Annotated in this window: 13 protein-coding genes; 7 read left to right on the top strand and 6 right to left on the bottom strand. The window is 71.9% G+C overall.

Going from position 1 to position 17,903, the window contains the following annotated elements:
* Positions 1 to 219: 219 nt before the first annotated feature.
* From AB0K15_RS12285 to AB0K15_RS12275, 3 genes are all read right to left on the bottom strand, one after another.
* Complete coding sequence (locus AB0K15_RS12285) at positions 220 to 1,443, bottom strand: sigma-70 family RNA polymerase sigma factor (protein WP_364048681.1); 1,224 nt, start codon at positions 1,441 to 1,443, stop codon at positions 220 to 222.
* A gap of 2 nt (positions 1,444 to 1,445) precedes the next feature.
* Positions 1,446 to 1,793 carry a YciI family protein gene (locus tag AB0K15_RS12280; RefSeq protein WP_364048679.1) on the bottom strand — a complete coding sequence of 116 codons (348 nt, stop codon included), beginning with the start codon at positions 1,791 to 1,793 and terminating at the stop codon, positions 1,446 to 1,448.
* Between the two features lie 119 nt (positions 1,794 to 1,912).
* Positions 1,913 to 3,994: a hypothetical protein gene (locus tag AB0K15_RS12275; protein ID WP_364048677.1), complete on the bottom strand. Its 2,082-nt coding sequence runs from the start codon at positions 3,992 to 3,994 to the stop codon at positions 1,913 to 1,915.
* Between the two features lie 235 nt (positions 3,995 to 4,229).
* Between AB0K15_RS12275 and AB0K15_RS12270 the strand changes: the two genes are divergently transcribed.
* The 3 genes from AB0K15_RS12270 to AB0K15_RS12260 all read left to right on the top strand — a co-directional run bounded on the left by AB0K15_RS12270 (position 4,230) and on the right by AB0K15_RS12260 (position 7,531).
* On the top strand, positions 4,230 to 5,459 hold the full coding sequence (locus AB0K15_RS12270; protein WP_364048675.1) for a S8 family serine peptidase: 1,230 nt from the start codon (positions 4,230 to 4,232) through the stop codon (positions 5,457 to 5,459).
* Positions 5,460 to 5,568: 109 nt separating this feature from the next.
* The gene (locus AB0K15_RS12265; protein ID WP_364048673.1) at positions 5,569 to 6,189 is read left to right on the top strand and encodes a hypothetical protein; all 621 of its coding nucleotides are present in this window, start codon (positions 5,569 to 5,571) and stop codon (positions 6,187 to 6,189) included.
* A gap of 181 nt (positions 6,190 to 6,370) precedes the next feature.
* Entirely contained in the window at positions 6,371 to 7,531 is a 1,161-nt protein-coding gene (locus AB0K15_RS12260) for a serine hydrolase domain-containing protein (RefSeq protein WP_364048671.1), read from the top strand.
* Between the two features lie 149 nt (positions 7,532 to 7,680).
* Here AB0K15_RS12260 and helR read toward each other — a convergent pair whose 3' ends face one another.
* Positions 7,681 to 9,885, bottom strand: coding sequence for an RNA polymerase recycling motor ATPase HelR (gene helR, locus AB0K15_RS12255; RefSeq protein ID WP_364048669.1), 2,205 nt, complete (start codon positions 9,883 to 9,885; stop codon positions 7,681 to 7,683).
* Positions 9,886 to 10,339: 454 nt separating this feature from the next.
* Here helR and AB0K15_RS12250 point away from each other — a divergent pair, with 454 nt between their 5' ends.
* Positions 10,340 to 10,606 (top strand): hypothetical protein, encoded by a 267-nt coding sequence (locus tag AB0K15_RS12250; RefSeq protein ID WP_364048667.1) that lies wholly within the window; start codon positions 10,340 to 10,342, stop codon positions 10,604 to 10,606.
* A gap of 54 nt (positions 10,607 to 10,660) precedes the next feature.
* Here AB0K15_RS12250 and AB0K15_RS12245 read toward each other — a convergent pair whose 3' ends face one another.
* Positions 10,661 to 12,049, bottom strand: coding sequence for a lysine 2,3-aminomutase (locus tag AB0K15_RS12245; RefSeq protein ID WP_364048665.1), 1,389 nt, complete (start codon positions 12,047 to 12,049; stop codon positions 10,661 to 10,663).
* Positions 12,050 to 12,210: 161 nt separating this feature from the next.
* On the opposite strand from AB0K15_RS12245, the gene AB0K15_RS12240 reads away from it, so the two are divergent.
* Together AB0K15_RS12240 and AB0K15_RS12235 are read left to right on the top strand one after the other, a co-directional pair.
* On the top strand, positions 12,211 to 12,465 hold the full coding sequence (locus AB0K15_RS12240; RefSeq protein WP_364048663.1) for a hypothetical protein: 255 nt from the start codon (positions 12,211 to 12,213) through the stop codon (positions 12,463 to 12,465).
* Positions 12,466 to 12,955: 490 nt separating this feature from the next.
* The gene (locus tag AB0K15_RS12235; protein ID WP_364048661.1) at positions 12,956 to 14,176 is read left to right on the top strand and encodes a cytochrome P450; all 1,221 of its coding nucleotides are present in this window, start codon (positions 12,956 to 12,958) and stop codon (positions 14,174 to 14,176) included.
* Positions 14,177 to 14,646: 470 nt separating this feature from the next.
* Here the strand turns inward: AB0K15_RS12235 and AB0K15_RS12230 are convergent, their stop codons facing one another.
* A complete protein-coding gene (locus AB0K15_RS12230; RefSeq protein ID WP_364048659.1) occupies positions 14,647 to 16,065 on the bottom strand; it encodes an FAD-binding oxidoreductase in 1,419 nt (472 codons plus the stop codon).
* A 214-nt stretch (positions 16,066 to 16,279) separates the two neighbouring features.
* Between AB0K15_RS12230 and AB0K15_RS12225 the strand changes: the two genes are divergently transcribed.
* Positions 16,280 to 17,896: an amidohydrolase gene (locus tag AB0K15_RS12225; RefSeq protein WP_364048657.1), complete on the top strand. Its 1,617-nt coding sequence runs from the start codon at positions 16,280 to 16,282 to the stop codon at positions 17,894 to 17,896.
* Positions 17,897 to 17,903: the final 7 nt, after the last annotated feature.

Below are 17,903 nucleotides of genomic sequence, written 5' to 3'. Positions count from 1 at the left end.
GGCGGCCTGGCGGCGCGCCGCGCTGCACGCGGTCCGCCACGCCTAGCGATCCGCAGGCGCGGTCCCACCGCCGCGGCCGATCCCGCTCATCCGCGGCAAAGAGCGGACCTCCTTGCTGCGGTGCAGACTCGGCCTGAGCCGTCCGGCTCGCGCTGTCGGCGCCTTCCTCCGCTGTCGGCGCCGCCGGCGGCAGTCGATGCCCGAACGCCCGTGGTCCGCCTAGCCGCCGGTGAGGGCGGCGCGCTTGCGTTCCAGCAAGTCCCGTTCGGCGGCGTTCTCCGCCAGCTCCACCGCCCGGTCGTACGCGGCCGCTGCCTCGCCGTCCCGGCCCGTGCGCGCCAGCAGGTCGGCCCGCACGGCGTGCAACAGGTGGTAGCCGTCCAGACCCAGCGCGTCCACCAGGGCCAGCGCCGCCTCCGGACCGTCGACCTCCGCGACGGCGACCGCGCGGTGCAGCGCCACCACCGGTGTCGGCGTCAGCAGCAGCAAGTGGTCGTACAGCTCGACGATCTGCCGCCAGTCGGTCGCCGCGGCGGTGGCGGCGTCGCTGTGGACGGCGTTGATCGCGGCCTGCAGCTGGTACGGCCCAGGCCGATCGCGGCGCAAGCAGCGGCGCACGAGGTCCTGGCCCTCGGAAACCAGGGCACGATCCCAGCGACCCCGGTCCTGGTCGGGCAGCAGCACCACCGCACCGCCGGGACCCGTGCGCGCGGGCCGGCGTGACTCGACCAGCAGCATCAGCGCCAGCAGCCCCAGCACCTCGGGCTCGTCGGGCATCAGCGAAGCCAGCACCCGCCCCAGCCGGATCGCCTCCGCCGCCAGGTCGGGGCGCCCCAGCGAGGCACCGGACGTCGCCGTGTGACCCTCGGTGAAGATCAGGTACACCACGGCCAGCACGGCGCCCAAGCGATCCGGCAGGTCGGCGTCGGCGGGGACGCGGTAGGGGATGCCGGCGTCACGGATCTTGGCCTTGGCGCGCGAGATGCGCTGCGCCATCGTGGGCTCCGGCACGAGGAACGCGTGGGCGATCTCGGCCGTGGTCAGGCCGCCGAGCAGCCGCAGGGTGAGCGCGACCCGGGCGTGCCGGGCGAGCGCCGGGTGGCAGCAGGTGAAGATGAGGCGCAGCCGTTCGTCACGCACCGGGCCCTCCTCGGCCGGTTCCGTCGTCGCGTGCAGGAGCGCGGCCTGCGCGTGCCGGTCGGCGCGCGAGGACTCGCGGCGCAGGCGATCCAGCGCGCGGCGACGAGCCGTGGTCACCAGCCAGCCCGCGGGGCTCGGCGGCAGCCCGTCGGTCGGCCAGCGGCTCGCCGCCACGGCGAAGGCCTCCTGCACCGCTTCCTCGGCGACGTCGACGTCCCCGAACACCTTCACGAGCACCGCCACGGTCCGCCCGTACTCCGCGCGAAACACCCGGTCCAGCGCATCGGCGTCCACAGTGGACACGCTCAGGCCTCGCCCTGGAACGGCCGGACCTCCACCGGCAGCGTGGTGATCTCGGCGATCCGCCCGGCCCAGCGCAGCGCGGCGTCGAGGTCCGGCGCCCGCACGATCGTGAACCCGCCCAGGTGCTCCTTGCCCTCGGTGAACGGGCCGTCGGTCATGAGCAGGTCACCGTCCCCGGCTCGCACGACCGTCGCCGAACCGGGCGCGTGCAGTCCGCCGGAGAACACCCACGCGCCGGCGGCCTTCATCTCGCTGTTGAGCGCGTCCAGCCGGTCCACGATCTTGTCGAGCGTCGCGGCCGACGGCGTGGGTCCGTCGGGCTGGTAGACACTGAGCAGGTACTGCTTCATGGCTCGATCCTTCCCTCTCGTCACCCGTTACACGAACGGCCGAAGGGCACTTCGACACACGAAAAGGGCTCTTCGCCGGAGCAACGCCGGCGAAGAGCCCTCGTACCCGCCGCGCGCCGCTAGGGGTAGCTGACCACGTTCACCGGCACGGTGCCCGACGGCGTCGCCGCGCCGGTGTCGTTGACGACGTGCGTGATGCTGCCGCGGGTGTTCAGCGAGACCGTGAGCAGGCTGTGCAGCCGCACGCCGGGCGTGTCCGGCACCTCGAACGCGTGGTAGCTCGACACGGCGGGGTTGGTGTCGAAGAAGCAGTAGCTGCCCAGGCCCCACGCCTCGTGCGAGGTCACGTTCGCCCCGACCTTGTAGGCCGCGTACCCGGCGACGCCCGAGGGCGCGTTCCACGACGCCTGGTCCGGGACGTCGTAGGGCATCTCGTTCTGGAAGAAGATCGTCCGGCCGCGCTGGCCGTTCCAGATCACCTGGTACTTCTGGTAGTGCTCCACGAACAGGCCGGTCGCGAGCACGTCGTCGCCGTTGACCAGGACCCCGGTGTCGGCGGTGTTGGTGGTCCAGCCGACCGTGCCGGGGTTGCCGTGGTCGGCGCGCCAGGCCCAGGTGTGGTCGATGATCGTGTCGTCGCTGTTCACGACCAGGCTCGTGGTGGCCTTGCCCGCGAGCTCACCGCCGACGCGGAAGAACACGTCCTGCAGCGTCGTCGGGTCCGCCGCGTGGTCGGCGTGCGACCCGGCCGTGCCGACGGTCAGCAGCGCCTGCGAGTTCGTGGTGCCGGCGTCGAACAGCAGGCCCTTCACCCGGACGCCGTCTACGTCGGCGACGTGCATGGCGTCGACCCCGTTGTCGGGCACCAGCGTCGGGTAGCCGATGCCGAGCACGACGGTGTCGGCGCGCGTGACGTTCAGCGTCTGGTCGAGGTGGTACACGCCGGGGGTGAAGAACAGGTTGCAGCCGGCGGCCAGCGAGCTGTTGATCGACGCCGCGGTGTCACCGGGCTTGACCACGCGGAACTGGCTCATCGGCAGCGACGTGCCCGGGGTGGAGCCGCCGGCCCAGCTCGGGCCCGACGCGTTGGTGCGCAGGGCGGGCAGGAACACCCGGTAGTTCGCGCCGTCGAGGTAGAGGTAGGGCACGTCGCGCGAGACGGGCGTGGTGGCCAGCGTCGTCTCGGGCGGGTTCGGGAACGTGGTCGCCGGCGCGCCGGTGGTGCCGGAGAAGACCATGTTCCACACGCCGCCGTCCCAGCTGCCGAACGCCGAGTCGCGCGTGTACCACTGCTGCTGCGAGATCGACGCCGTCTGGCCGGACACGCGGGTGTCGGCCACGTAGCCGCCGCTGGCGAAACCGAAGCTGGCCGGGTAGAGCTGCAGCCCGCCGCGGATGTCCATCCGGCGGAACGGCGCGGCCTGCGCCACGGCCCACCGGTCGTTGCCGCTGGAGGGGTTCACGGCCATGTTCTCGGCCGAGCGCCAGAAGTTCTGCAGCGCCACCCCCTGGTCGGAGGCGTTGAACGCGTCGACGGTGATGTCTCCGTTGATCGTCACGTCGTCGGGGTTGCGCCCGAGGCCCGCGACCGAGGTGTAGAAGCCGACGTCGTCGTGCACGGCGTAGGTGCCGGGCTTGAACAGGTGCGCGACGCGACGGTCGGCGAACTGCGCGGTCTGGGTGTCCTTCTGGGCGTTGAAGTCCGCGTCGAGCTGCGCCTGGATCGACGCGGCGGACATGCCCGGGTCGAAGATCCGCACGTTCGGCCCGAAGTCCGGCTGGTCGGGCTGCGCCGGGCAGCCCGCCTGCGTGCCGCCGCCCTGGGTGAACGTGAAGTGCGTGGTGTCGAACTGCGGCCCGTTCTTCTCGTAGGTGAACCAGTAGTCGAGCACGCTGCCGCTGCCGAGCCCGCCGACGGTAGTGCGCCAGCTGCCGCCGCCCTCCGTCATGCGCACGTTCTGCTGCCCGGCGCCGGGCACGCCCGTGTAGTGCACGTCGACGTAGCGCGCCGGGCTGGCGGGGGTGAAGGTGAGTTGCACCTGCTGCGCACCCGCCGCCACCGCGGCCTGGGTGTAGTCGGCGGCGGCCGAGGCCGCGGGAGCGGCGACCAGCCCGGCTCCCGCTAGCAGCGCGGCCGTGGCGAGCGCCCTCCGCCATCGCGCGCCGCGGGGTCGGGGGCTGCGGTCCAAGGTCCGGTTCACGCCGTGACACCTCCGTCGGTGATTCACAGACACGGATTTGTTGTAAGTCACAACAAAGTAGCCGCCGGTCGGCGGCTCGGACGTCACGCCTTGGTAACAGTTGTCTGGACCAATGTGACCGTTCTCAGGTCGACCGGAACCACAGGTGCGGAATTTTCCCTCATTCGGACGGGTGACCCGGAACGAGTTACATGCGACCATTCGCGCTGTCTCAGCGTGAGCGAGGGAGGCCGCAGTGTCGCGACTCAGGAACCTGGCCCGGGTGCTCGTGGCGGTGGCGCTGGCCGTTCCGCTCGCGATGTCCGCCACGAACACGGCGAACGCCGCTCCGCTGCTGAGTGGCGGCTTCGTCGACTTCGGGTGCGCGCAGGCCCGCCTGCACTGCCTGGGCAAGGCGATCAAGTCGCCGGACGGACCGGGACCGTTGGTCGCGGCGACGCCGGTCGGCTACGGACCGGCCGAGATCCAGGCCGCCTACGGCCTCGGCGGCCGGCACGCGAACGGCCGCACCGTGGCGATCGTCGACGCCATGGACTCGCCCAACGCCGAAAGCGACCTCGCGACCTACCGCGCCGCGCGGGGGCTGGCGCCGTGCACGTCGGCCGACGGCTGCTTCCGCAAGGTCAACCAGCACGGCGCGGCGAGCCCGCTGCCGGCGCCGGACTACGGCTGGGCGGAGGAGATCAGCCTCGACCTCGACGCCGTGTCCGCGACCTGTCCCGACTGCCGCATCCTGTTGGTGGAGGCCGATTCCCCGGACACCGATCCGCTGATGACGGCCGTCGACACGGCCGCCGCGACCCCGGGCGTCGTGGCGATCTCCAACAGCTACGGCGGCGACGAGGACCCGACGATCACCGCCGCCGACACCCACCTCGACCACCCCGGCATCGCCATCACCGCGTCGTCCGGTGATGCCGGCTACGGCGTGAGCTGGCCCGCGTCCTCGCCGTTCGTCACCGCGGTCGGCGGCACCACGCTGGCCAAGGCCGCCGGCACCTCGCGCGGCTGGGCGGAAACGACGTGGTCGGGCAGCGGCAGCGGATGCTCCGCGCTCGAGCCGAAACCGGTGTGGCAGCACGACACCGCGTGTGCGAAGCGGACTGTCGCCGACGTGGCCGCGGTGGCCGACCCGAAGACCGGGCTCGGGGTGTACGACACGTACAACAGCTGCGGCGGCGGAGCGTTGTGCGACCTGCTGCTGACGCTCGGGCTCGCGCAAGGTGCCGACGGCTGGGTACAGGTCGGCGGCACGAGCCTGTCGTCGCCGGTGGTTGCGTCGGTGTACGCGCTGGCCGGGAACTCCGCCACGGCCGGCGCGCGGCCGTACGCGCACCCCGACGGCCTGTTCGACGTGACCTCCGGCAGCAACGGCTCCTGTGGTGGTTCATACCTGTGCACCGCCGGCGCCGGCTACGACGGCCCGACCGGCCTCGGCACCCCCAACGGCATCGCCGCCTTCTGAACCGGGCGCGCCGTGAAATTCGCGGCGTTGTGACCCACCGCGCCCAGGGGGAGGGTGAGGGGACCGGTGGCGTCACCGGGGCGCCGCCACGACCGGCGGGAGGTGGATCGTGTTCGCTCGCAGCACGACGATCCAGCTGAAGCCGGCGTTGCTGGACGACGCGGTCGCGCACGTGCGCGACGTCGTCATGCCCGCGGCGCTGGCCACCGAGGGGAACGTGGGACTGTCGATGCTCGTCGGCCGGGAGGACAGCCGCACGATCGTGACCACGGCGTGGCGCTCGGCTGAGCTCATGCACGCGAGCGCGCAGGCCATGACCAAGCTGCGGCAGCAGGTCGCCGAGATGTTCGGCGGACCGCCGCAGGTGGAGGAGTGGGAGATCGCGCTGCTGCACCGTGATCACCACTCCGGTGCCGGCGCGGCGGTGCGGGGAACGTGGCTGAAGGTGGCACCCGAGCAGGTGGACGCCGTCGTCGACGTGTTCAAGATGACCACGTTGCCGGCGCTCGCCGAGTTCGACGGGTTCTGCAGCGCGAGCCTGCTGGTCGACCGCACGAGCGGCCGGTGTGTGGCCTCGATCGGTTACGACAGCGCCGAGGCGCTGCGCCGCACCGCGGAGAAGGCCAACTCGCTGCGCGCGGCCACCCTGCGGGAAGCGGGCGCCGACCGGCTCGACGTCCGCGAGTTCGACCTCGCCATCGCGCACCTGAACGTGCCCGAGATGGCGTGAGCGGTGTCCGGGCCGCCGGTGCGCGGGGAAGCGCACCGCCGGCCCGGCCCGTGATTCACCGCCGGGGGCCTTCAGGTGCGGAATGCGCACCGGGGGAAAGGGGAACGAATCCCCGTCGTGCCGATTTCCGGGCGACGAAGAAACGTTAGGGCTGCGCATTTCCCGCGGTTACCGTGGTGCGATGGTGATGTCCCGGCGCGCGATTCTCGCCCAAACCACGCTCGCCGCCGCGAGCGGTCTCGTGTGGACGGCCGCCCCGGCCACGGCCGCCGGGCGCCCGCGAGTGGAAGACTCGCTGCGCGCCGCGATCCGGCGGTTGCACGACAGCCCGCACGGACCGCCGGCGGTCGTCGTCGCCATCGGCCGCGGATCGCGCACTTCCCTCTACACCGCGGGAGTTCCCCGGCTCGGCGCCCGCCGCTCCCCGCGCGCGGACGACCGCATGCGGGTGGCGAGCGTGGCCAAGGCGTTCAGCGGCGCGACGGCGCTCTCCCTCGTGAGCAGCGGCCGGCTTTCGCTCGACACCACGGTGGGCTCGACGGTGCGCGGGCTGCCCCGCGCGTGGTCGGCCGTGACGTTGCGCCAGCTGCTCGGCCACACGAGCGGCATCCCCGATTTCAGCGGCACCACCGAATTCCGCGACGCGCTGGTCGCGAATCTGCAGGATCCGCCACCGCCGCGGCAACTGCTGTCGTACGCCACCGATCCCGATGTGCTGTTCCGCCCCGGCAGCCACTACGCGTATTCGAACTCCGACAACATCCTCGTCGCGCTCATGTGCGAGACGGCCACCGGCCGGCGGTACGAAGACGTCCTCCGCCAACGCGTGCTGCAGCCGCTGGGACTGGGCGGCACGAGCCTCCCCCGTGGTCCGGACCTGCCGGAACCGGCGCTGCACGGCTACGACACCACCGTCGCGGGCCCGCCCGAGGACGTGACGACGACCGTCGCCGCCGGCTGGAGCTGGGCCTCCGGCGGCGTGGTGTCCACACCGGCCGACCTGGTGCGCTTCATCCGCGGCTACGTCGGCGGCACCCTGCTCGACCGCAAGACCCGCGACGCCCAGTTCCGCTTCCGCCCGGGCGGTTCCGAACCCCCCGGCCCGGGCACGAACGCGGCCGGCCTGGCCCTCTTCCGCTACGACACCCGCTACGGCCGCGTCTACGGCCACACCGGCAACACCCTCGGCTACACCCAATTCACCGCCGCCACCCCGGACGGCCGAGGCGGCGTCGCGGTGTCCGTCACGGCGCAGATCACCCCGACGACCGGGCCGCCGTTGTTCGGGCAGCTGAGGGAGGTGTTCGAGCTGGCGGTCGGGGTGCTGCTGGCGGACGGGTGAGGGCCGGGCGCGACGGGGTCCGAACCGGCGGCGGCCCGTCCCGGCGAGCACGAAGTCGGCCAGGGCGAACGAGAAGGCTGATGGGCCCGACCCATGACGGTGCGACCCACCAGCCCTCGGCCGCGGTTCGGCGACGACCTTCCTGACCGCTAACCCCCGGCTGTGGCCGGCGCCCCCGTTTCGGTGAGCCCCGACAGTGCCGCCGGCAACGGACCGCGGTGCAGGACGCCGAGGCGCTGGGTCGCGCGGGTGAGTGCCACGTACAGCTCGGCGGCGCCGCGCGGGCCGTCGGCGAGGATGTGGTCCGGATCGACGACCAGGACGGAGTCGAACTCCAGCCCCTTCGTCTCCGCCGCCGGCACGGCGCCGGGCACGTCCGCGGGGCCGATGACGATGCTGGTGCCTTCGCGGCCGGCTTCCGCGCGCACGAACGCCTCGACCGCGGCGGGCAGGTCGGCGTCGGTGACGTGCCGCGACCACGGCTGGACGCTGTTGGCGCGGACCGACTCCGGCGGCCTGGTCCCCGGGGCGAACCCGGCGAGCACCGCGGCCGCGACGCTCATGATCTCCGCCGGCGTGCGGTAGTTGACCGTGAGGGCCCGGTACACCCAGCGGTCGCTCACGTAGCGGTCCAGCACCGAGGCCCACGACGTCGCCCCGGCTGCGGACCGGCGTTGCGCGAGGTCGCCGACGACGGTGAAGGAGCGGCCCGGGCAGCGGCGCATCAGGACACGCCAGTCCATTTCGGACAGTTCCTGGGCCTCGTCGACCACCACGTGCCGGTAGGTCCAGTCGCGGTCGGAGGTGGCGCGTTCCACGAGGTCGCGGGTGTCGCGTTCCACGAACCGGTCGGCGAGGTCCTCGGCGTAGAGGAGGTCTTTGGCGAGCAGGCCGACGTCGTCGTTGAGGTCCTCGCGTTCGATGAGCGAGTCGAGCACGTTGGCGGCGTAGGCGGCCTGGGTCCTGCGTTCGCGCTCGGCGGCCTGCTCGGCCCGGGCATCGGCGGCCTTGTCGCGGCCCAGCAGGTCGACGAGCTCGTCGAGCAGCGGCAGGTCCGACACGGTCCACGCTTCGCCGTTTTCGCGCAGCAGCACCGCGTCGGCGCCGGCCGCGCGCAGCCGTTCGGGAGACTCGTAGAGCGACGCGAGCAGGCCCTGCGGCGTGAGGAGGGGCCACAGCTCGTCGACAGCGGACACGAACCGCGGGTTGCCGGCGAGGTCCTCGAGGAGGGTGCGCTTGAGGTCGTCGCGTTCCTCGCGGTCGTCGCGGCCCAGCCAGCCGCGGCCGATGCGGGTGATCGCGCGCTCGGTGAGCACGTAGGTGACGATCTCGGTGAACACGTCGCGCGCCTCGTTGTGCGGCAGCCCGCTCGCGCGCGCCTCCTCGATGGCCCACTGCGCGGTCTCGGCGTCGATCCGCACGGTGACGTCGCCGAGCGTGATCGGCACCGGCTCCTCCGGTGTCCGCTGCCGGTCGGCGATCGCGGCCGCGAGGACGTCGAGGATCTTCAGCTCGCCCTTGAGCCGCGCCGCCTCCGGCCCGTCCTCGGCGGTCACGTGCAGGCCGGGCACGAAACCGCCGGTGGTCGTGAACACCACGTCCGTCTCGCCCAGCGAAGGCAGCACACGCCCGATGTGGTTCAGGAACGCCGGGTTCGGCCCGACGACCAGCGCGCCGTGGCGTTCCATCCGCTCCCGCTGCGTGTAGAGCAGGTAGGCGACGCGGTGCAGCGCCACCACCGTCTTCCCCGTGCCCGGTCCGCCTTCGATCACCAGCACGCCGGGGTGGTCGAGCCGGATGATCTCGTCCTGTTCGGCCTGGATCGTCGCCACGATGTCGCGCATGCCCTCACCGCGTGGCGCGTTCACGGCCGCCAGCAGCGCCGCGTCGGTGTCACTGTGCTCTCCGGTGGCGGGCCGGCCGAGCACCTCGTCGGTGAACTCGGTGACCCGCCGGCCGCGCGTGTGGAACTGGCGGCGCCGGCGCACGTTCTCCGGGTTCGCCCCGGTCGCGGTGTAGAACGGGCGCGCCGCGGGGGCCCGCCAGTCCAGCAGCACCGGTCGGTATTCGTCCTCCTCGTCGAACAACCCGATGCGGCCGATGTAGGACACGTCGTCGTCGAGCGAGTCCAGGCGGCCGAAACACAGGCCGTTGTCCACCACGTCCAGCCGCCGCACCTCCCTGCCCAGCGCACGCACGCGCACGTCGCGCTCCATGGGCGTCCCGCCGTTTTCCCCCAGCGCCGCCTCGTACTCGCCCTTCACCCGCGTCCGTTCCCCGTCGAGCCGCGTGTAAAGCCCGCCGACGTAGGCGCGCTCGGACCGCAATTCCTGTTCGTACCCCTCAGCTGACACAGATCCCCTTCACCACTCTCGCCGCCACCGCGTTTTCGCAGGTCGCGGCTTCAGGGTGGTGATTGTGCGGCATCACCCGGGTCTTGCCACAAGCCCCGGGGTGCGTTATACGTTGATAGTGGCGGGGGAGTGTGTTCCCTTTCCGCCCTTCCCTCGGATCTTCCGTTTCCTGTTCACACCGCGTTCGCGCGCGCGACGACACCGCTTTTCCCCGCACTGGTGTGGGCTTGTCACCACGGCCGCACCCGCGGGCTCGGGCCCGGTGGCGGCTGGATCCGCGCCCGCGACGTCATGAGCCCGCCCGTCCGAGGCGGCGCTTCCGCGCGCCCCTTCGGGTTTGCGCGGCGAGGCAACCGTTCGCCGCTTGCCGGCGGGTGCCCGCAGCCGTCGAGGGGCAGGCCGCCGGGGTGTCCGGTGCGACCGCGGGCGGGGCGTCCGAATCAGCGTCCGCTCGGTGGACGACGAGGACCTCTACGGCGCGGCCAACACCTTCGACGGGCAGTACTCCGAGCAGGTCCCGGCGAAGCAGTACTACGCGGAGATCAAGGTCCAGACCAGCCGCTGGCAATTCACGACGCCGGACGCCGGTGACGACCGCGTCGACTCGGACTTCGCAACCAGTGGCGAGAACCAGTACTACCGGACCGCTCGCGCCGCGCCGTTGACGGTGCCCGACGGCGGCTCGGTCCAGGTCGACGTCGGCGTGGCCGCGAGCAGCTGACTACGGCCGGACGGTGGGCGTCGTGCCGAAGCCGGCGCGACGCCCACCGTTGCCTCAGCCGTTCTGCTCGGCCCACCACGTCCGCCCGCTCTCCGGCAGCGTCGAGATCGGGTCGTAGTACGGGTACCGCCGCCGCAACGCCTCCGGGTCCGCGTGCTCGATGCCGGTGCGGTAGTTCTTGGTCCAGTAGGAGATGCCGCGCTCGCGATCGTAGTCGGCGAGCTGGTGGACCCAGCGCTTGCCGACGTAGGGGACGTCGCAGACGATGCGCGGGGTGGCGTAGCCCGGAAGGTAGCCCATGATGGCGTGCTGGAGGTCCTGGGCCTCCCACACGGCGACGCGCCAGTGTTCGGCGTTGGGGATCATGTCGCACATGTAGAAGTAGTACGGCAGGATGTTCGCCTCGCCCTGCAGCGCGAAGCACAGGTCCAGCAGCGCAGCCGGGGTCGCGTTGACTCCCCGCATCAACACGCCCTGGTTGCGCACATCGCGCACGCCCACCTCGAGCGCGGTGCGCGCGGCTTCGGCGACGAGGGGCGTGACGGACTGCGCGTGGTTGACGTGCGTGTGGATCGCGAGGTTCACGCCGCGCCGCTGGGCGGTGACGGCGACGCGTTCGAGGCCTTCGACGACCTTGGGCTGCAGCCAGTGCTGCGGCAGCGCCGCCAGGGCCTTCGTCGCGAGGCGCACGTCGCGGACGGTCTCGATGTCCATCAGGCGCATGAGGAAGGACTCGAGCTGCGGCCACGGCACGTTGGCCACGTCGCCGCCGGACACCACCACGTCGCGCACGCCCGGAGTGCGCTTGAGGTAGTCGATCATCGCGTCCTGGCGGTCGACCGGCTTGAGCGTGAGCTTGTGCTTCTCGACCTGCTCGGTCGAGTTCCCGACGAGGTCCATGCGCGTGCAGTGCCCGCAGTACTGGGGGCACGTCGAGATCATCTCCGCGAGCACCTTGGTCGGGTACCGGTGCGTGAGGCCCTCGACGACCCACATCTCCGCCTCGTGCAGCGAGTCGCGCTCCGAGTGCGGGTGGCTGGGCCACGCGAGGTCGCGGTCGCTGCGCACGGGCAGCATGTAGCGGCGGATCGGGTCGGCGTAGAACGCCTCGGTGACCTTCGCCCGGTCACTGCCGGCAGAAGGCGCCATCGTGTTGAGCATCTGCGGGGGCAGCAGCATCGACATCGTGGCCATTTCCCGCTGGTCCGCGAGCAGGTCCTCGTAGAACCGCTCCTCCAGCAGATCACCCATCAGCGCGCGCAGCTGCTTGACGTTGCGGACGCAGTGCACCCGCTGCCACTGCGCGTCACGCCACTCGGCGTCGGTCACGTCGTGCCAGCCGGGGAAGCGGCGCCAGTCCGGTTCTGCCAGCTCGGTGCGGGCGTACTCGTACGGCTGGTCGTGGACGGCGGGAGGCGGCACAGGTGCCTGGATCGCAGTCATCTGTACTCCAGTCATTCGTGCTTCAAGTCGTCGGGATCGCGTTAAAATATCCTGCCATAACGTTCTCACGACGTAAATCTTCTTGCACGGTGACTGTGTGTACCGCAACGGTGGCCGCACTCGCCGCGGATCGGCGTCGCCTACGCCCAGGACGGCAACAGGTGCAACTGCGTGTCGATCAACGTCAACGTGGTCGCGGACGTGCTGCAGACATGGAAACCGCCGAGGAAGAGTTCCAGGACCTGGTGCTTGACGATCTCGACGACTGGAAGCGCCAACGCGAACGCAGCGGCGGAACCGTGCCCGACGTGGGCCAAACTGATGCCGCCTTGAACTTGGATTCGTGGTTTCCGCGGGGTTGGGGGGAGTGGGTCGAAGCCGGAATGTCAGCCGAAGGATGGCGCGACGCGCAGTAACCGCGCTGACAGGGGCCCGAGCGTGCGTGGACGGCACTGTCCCGAATCGTTGAGGGCGGCTTGAAAGGCACCACGACGCCCCGGCACTCGACCCCTCGCCGCGCAGAGGGGATCGCCGTGCAGGGCGACTGACGATTCAACGCAGACGCCGACTGCGAGACGAATCCACCATCACGGAGCAGCAGAGCCGCGGGCAGGAGATCGCAAATTGCGGCGGCAACGTGGACCTCGCCACCATGAATCCGCCACCGATGAAAAAGGCCCGGGCACTCACCCAGGCCTGACCTGTGCACGAGCTTGTCGACCCACGGGGCGAAAGCCGGCGGAGAAGAGGCTGCGGCTGCCGAGGGCGGCCAGGCCGCGACCGTCCTCAGCGGCCTTGATCACCCAGCGCATCGCTTCAGCAACGAGGAACGCCCCGGATGCACCTTGTGCGCTCCTGCGAGTCTTCGTTACTCACAGGAGTAGTCCAGTCACCCGAAGGAGCGATGTGGGTATCGATCGGCGCGGAGGCCATCTTGTCGGCGAGCAGGCCGTGGTCGCGGCGATACCGGATTTCAACCATCTCGACCCGGATATCGCGAACAACCCCTACCCCGACCTGGCCACGCTGCGGGCCAGTTGCCCGGTGGCGCACAGCACGGCGCACGGCGGTCACTACGTGGTGACCGGTTACGACGCGATGCGGGCAGCCGCCATGGACGGCAAGACGTTCAGCACGAATGTGGACGGGATCGGCGCGGCCGCGATGGTCGCCGAAATCGACGGCGTGGTCGCGCCGTTGTTCGAGGCCGACGGGGACCCGCATTTCGCGTGGCGGCACCTGCTGCAGCCGTACTTCAAGCGGGCGGCCGCCGCAGAGCACGCGGACTACCTGCGCCGGTTGTGTCGCGAGACGATCGCCGAGTTCACGGGCGAGGGCCGCGCGGATTTGGTGACCGCCTACACCCAGCGGGTCCCGCCGATGCTGATCGGCGCGATGCTCGGGCTCTCGGAATCCGAGCAGGTCACGTTGTCCGAGCACGTGCGCGCGCTCACCAACCTCGGCACGGCCGACGCCGCCCGTAGCTTCGCCGACCTCATGGTCGGCCACGTCCGCGACCGGATGAATCACCACCGCGGGGACATGCTCTCCGACGTCGCACACGCCCGCGTTGACGGCGATCGACCGACCGAGGAGGAGGTGCTCAAGTTCGCCATCGTGATGGTCGCGGCTGGCAACCTGACCTCCACAGACGCGTGTGCAACCATCCTGTTGCAGCTGCTCGGTGACCACGGCTTGCGCGATCGATGCGTCGTGAATCCGGCAACGCTGTCGGCTGTCATCGAGGAGGCGGTGCGACACGAGCCGGCGGTGGCCGCCACCGGGCGCGCTGTGACCACGGAGACCGAGCTCGCCGGCGTCGCACTTCACCCCGGAGACCGCGTGCTGCTGGTCTGGGGCGCAGCCAACCGCGATCCGGACCACTTCGATGACGGCGATGTCTATCGCCTCGACCGGCTACGCGGCGGGTCGGCGCATCTGGGCTGGGGCGCCGGGGCGCATCGCTGCCTTGGCCGGCACGTGGCGCGGCTGGAGCTGCGGATCATGCTTGAAGAGCTGCTCACCGCGATCCCCGACGTCCGACTGCAAGCTGGTCCTCGGCCGACCCGGTCCTACGGGGTCATCCGCGGGGTGCCGAAACTGCTGGCAGAGTGGGGACCGGCGTAGTCACCGGGTGCTTGCCCATTCCCGCGTTGCTCGCCCGTCGGTAGATCTCCTGCAAGGTTGCGCGGTTGCGTTCGGGGTCGGTCAGCTCGAGCTTCTTGTAGATGCCGGCGAGGTAGGCTTCGACCGTTTTGCCGCTTATGTTCGGATTTTGGCGATGTCTCCGTTGGCCAAGCCTTCACCCACGAAGCGGGCGATCCCGAGCTCGTTCGGCTCGAGGACGGCGAGCTCCGGGTTCTTGTTGAGCGCGAGGGCGAACCGTCCGCGAACACGGTGAGGCGAGTCCAGAGCCGTTGCTGCTGCTCGTTGCACCCATCCCAGGACACCCGCACGGCATCGGGGCGAGTGAGGTGGCCCTTTTCGACGACGGCTGGAGCCGCAGGCCTCAGCCGTCGTCTAATCGCGCAAGCCGCTCGGCGGGGAGCAGCGATCAATTCAGCGTCAGCGGCAGCAGACCGCCGCGGCCCGCGTTCTCAGGCGGCCGGACGGATGTTGTGGTTCACGCGGAAGAGGTTGCCCGGGTCGTAGACCCGCTTCACCGCGGCGAGCTGGTCGTAGCGCTCCGGCCCGTAGATCGCGCGCACCACGGCGGCCGACGAGCCCTCGTCGGCCGAGAGGAAGTTCGGTGACTGCCGCTCGGCTGTCCACGGCTCCAGCGTGCCGACAACGTTGTCGAGGGCCGCGCGCAGCTGTTCGCCGCGCTCGGCGCCACCGACACCGAGCGCGAACACCAGGAACGGCACCCCGCGCGCGGGCACCGCGTTCGGCACCGCGGGCTCGCGGTCGAGCGCGCCCCCGAGTGCGCGCAGCTCCACGCCCAGCAGCGGGCAGTCCGAGCCCGGCCCGGTGAGCGCGACGAGCGCGTCGATCGTCTCGGCGGTGAGCTCGCGCAGGCTGGTGGTGCGGTCGTAGTACGGGAGCGGGTCGGCGGGGTCGAGGTGGATCTCGCCGATCGCGCTGAACGGCCTGTCCTGCACCAGGTCCAGCAACACCGGGGCGACGTCGCGCAGCGGTGCGAGGAGCCGTTCGGCGTCGCCGGGCGAGCCGAGGTGGGCGAAGCGCAGGTGCACCACGAACGCGCCGCGCAGCACGTCGGGCAGCTCGGGCGCCGGCGGCAGCCGCTGCACCATCACCGACGTCGTGGCCTCCTCCGGCAGCAGCGGCACCCACTGGCGCCACGCGTGCAGCACCGCGGCCAGGTCCTCGCCCGCGTAGTAGAGGCCGCCGCCGTAGAAGCGGGTGACGGGGAACAGGTCGAACTCGAGCGCGGTGACCACGCCGAAGTTGCCCTTACCGCCGCGCAGCGCCCAGAACAGGTCCCGCTCGGTCTCGGCCGTCACCGTCCGGTGCGTGCCGTCGGCGGTCACGACCTCGATGAGCCGCACGTGGTCGGCGGCGTAGCCGCGGGTCCGCCCGATCACGGGGCTGAGGCCGCCGCCGAGCGTGTAACCGACCACGCCGACGCCCGGCGCCGACCCGGCGAGCGGCGCCAGCCCGTGCTCGGCCGCCGCGTCGAGGACCTGCTGCCAGCGGGCCCCGGCCTCGACGCGGGCGATGCGCCGCCGCGGGTCCACGGTCACGCCGGTCATGCGGCTGGTGGTGATCAGCACCGCGCCGTGTGCCGGAGCCACGACCTGGTGAGCCGTGGCCTTGATCGCTACGGGCAGTGATCGGCGGCGCGCGAACCGGACGGCGTTCTGCACGTCGGCGGCGGAGGCCGCGGCGACGACGAGCGCGGGTTCGAGCGGGTTGTTGAAGTTGAAGGCGGTGCACTCGGCGGCGTACCCGCGCTCGCCCGGCAGCAGCACCTCGCCTTCGGTCACCGCGACGAGGTCGGTGATGTCTTCGGCCTGGATGAGCCCGGCCACCGGGCTCGCGACGATCTGGTGCATCGAAGTCCCCTGTCTCCCGCCCGGCCGGTCACCCGCACCGCGCGTCCCCTTCGGCGGCCACCTGGCGGCGGCGCTCCCTCACGGACCAAGCACGTGCCGAACAGCCCGACCCGTTCAGGTGACCTGGCTCACAGTGGCGTGACCGTGTTCACGCGGAGTGAGGAAAGCCGACCCCAGGCGGTCGGCGCGCGGGACGCGGGGGAGACTCGACACCGTGACGAACGACAGCACGACGCTCCTGCTCGGCGGCAGGATCTACACCCCGTCTTCCCCGGACGCCACGGCGCTGGCCGTCTCCGGCGGCACCGTGGTCTGGGTCGGCCAGGACGCCCCCGCCCGCGCGCTGCACCCGGACGCGACGGTGGTCGACCTCGACGGCGCGTTCGTCGCCCCCGCGTTCGTCGACGCCCACGTGCACGCCACCGCCACCGGCCTGCACCTGACCGGCCTCGACCTCACGCGCGTGCGTAGTGCCGGTGAACTGCTGGCCGCCGTCCGCACCGCCGTCGCCGCCGCGCCGGGCCAGGTGCTGCTCGCGCACGGCTGGGACGAGTCGGCCTGGACCGACCCGCGCCTGCCCGGCCGCGCCGAGCTCGACGACGCCGCCGGCACCACACCGGTCTACTTCAGCCGCGTCGACGTGCACTCGGCACTCGTGTCCACCGCGCTGATCGACCTCGCACCCGACGCCCGCGCCGGCGAAGGCTTCTCCGCCGACGGACCTCTCACCCGCGACGCCCACCACAAGGTCCGCGCGGCCGCGCGTGCCGCCGTCACGCCGCAGCAGCGCACCGCCGCGCAGCGCGCGTTCCTCGCCGAGGCCGCCGCGCGCGGGATCGTCGGCGTCCACGAGTGCGGCGGCCCGGACATCGCCGGCCAGGAAGACTTCGCGGGCCTGCTCACCCTCGCCGCCGAACCCGGCCTGCCCGAGGTCGTCGGCTACTGGGGTGAGCTCGGCGGCCTCGACACCGCCCGCGCCCTCGGCGCGCACGGCGTGGCCGGCGACCTGTTCGTCGACGGCGCGCTCGGTTCGCACACCGCCGCGCTGAGCAGCCCCTACACCGACGAGCCCGGCACGTCCGGCGCCCTCTATGCCGACGCCGCCGGCATCGCCGAGCACCTCGCCGCGTGCACCGAGGCCGGGCTGCAAGCCGGGTTCCACGTGATCGGCGACGCGGCCGTCGCCGAAGTCGTCGAAGGTTTCCGGCTGGCCGAGAAGGAGGTGGGCCAGCGGGCGCTCGCCGCGCGGCACCACCGGCTCGAGCACCTGGAGATGGTCACCGCAGACCAGGCCCGCGCCCTCGCCGGCTGGGGTGTGGTCGCCTCGGCGCAGCCGCTGTTCGACGACGCCTGGGGCGGCGAGGCCGGTATGTACGCCGAGCGGCTCGGCGCCGACCGCGCCGCCGGGCTCAACCCGTTCGCCACGCTCGCCGCCGAGGGCGTGGTGCTCGCCTTCGGCTCCGACACCCCGGTGACCGCGCTCGATCCGTGGGCCGCCGTCCGCGCGGCCGTGCACCACCACACGCCGGCCGCACGGCTCTCCGCGCGCGCCGCGTTCACCGCCCACACCCGTGCGGGCCACCGCGCCGCCGGCGTCAACGACGGCGTGACCGGCAGCCTCGTGCCCGGCGCGCCGGCGCACTACGCGATCTGGGACGCGACCGAGCTCGTCGTCGCCACGGCCGACACCCGCGTGCAGCGCTGGTCCACCGATCCGCGTTCCGGGGTGCCGCCGCTGCCGCGCCTCGACCCGGGCGCACCGCTGCCGAAGTGCCTGCGGACGGTGCGCGGGGGCACGGTCATCTACGACCAGTTCACCTCCGCCTCCTAGAGTTCGG

Origin of the sequence: Amycolatopsis sp. NPDC049253 (assembly GCF_040678995.1) — a bacterium.
Lineage (GTDB): Bacteria > Actinomycetota > Actinomycetes > Mycobacteriales > Pseudonocardiaceae > Amycolatopsis.
This window is presented reverse-complemented; position numbering and strand designations above follow the sequence as displayed.

Coding starts and splice junctions, on each gene's coding strand:
- AB0K15_RS12280 (WP_364048679.1), bottom strand. CDS start 1,793: ATGAAGCAGTACCTGCTCAGTGTCTACCAGCCCGACGGACCCACGCCG.
- AB0K15_RS12260 (WP_364048671.1), top strand. CDS start 6,371: ATGGTGATGTCCCGGCGCGCGATTCTCGCCCAAACCACGCTCGCCGCC.
- AB0K15_RS12245 (WP_364048665.1), bottom strand. CDS start 12,049: ATGACTGCGATCCAGGCACCTGTGCCGCCTCCCGCCGTCCACGACCAG.
- AB0K15_RS12230 (WP_364048659.1), bottom strand. CDS start 16,065: ATGCACCAGATCGTCGCGAGCCCGGTGGCCGGGCTCATCCAGGCCGAA.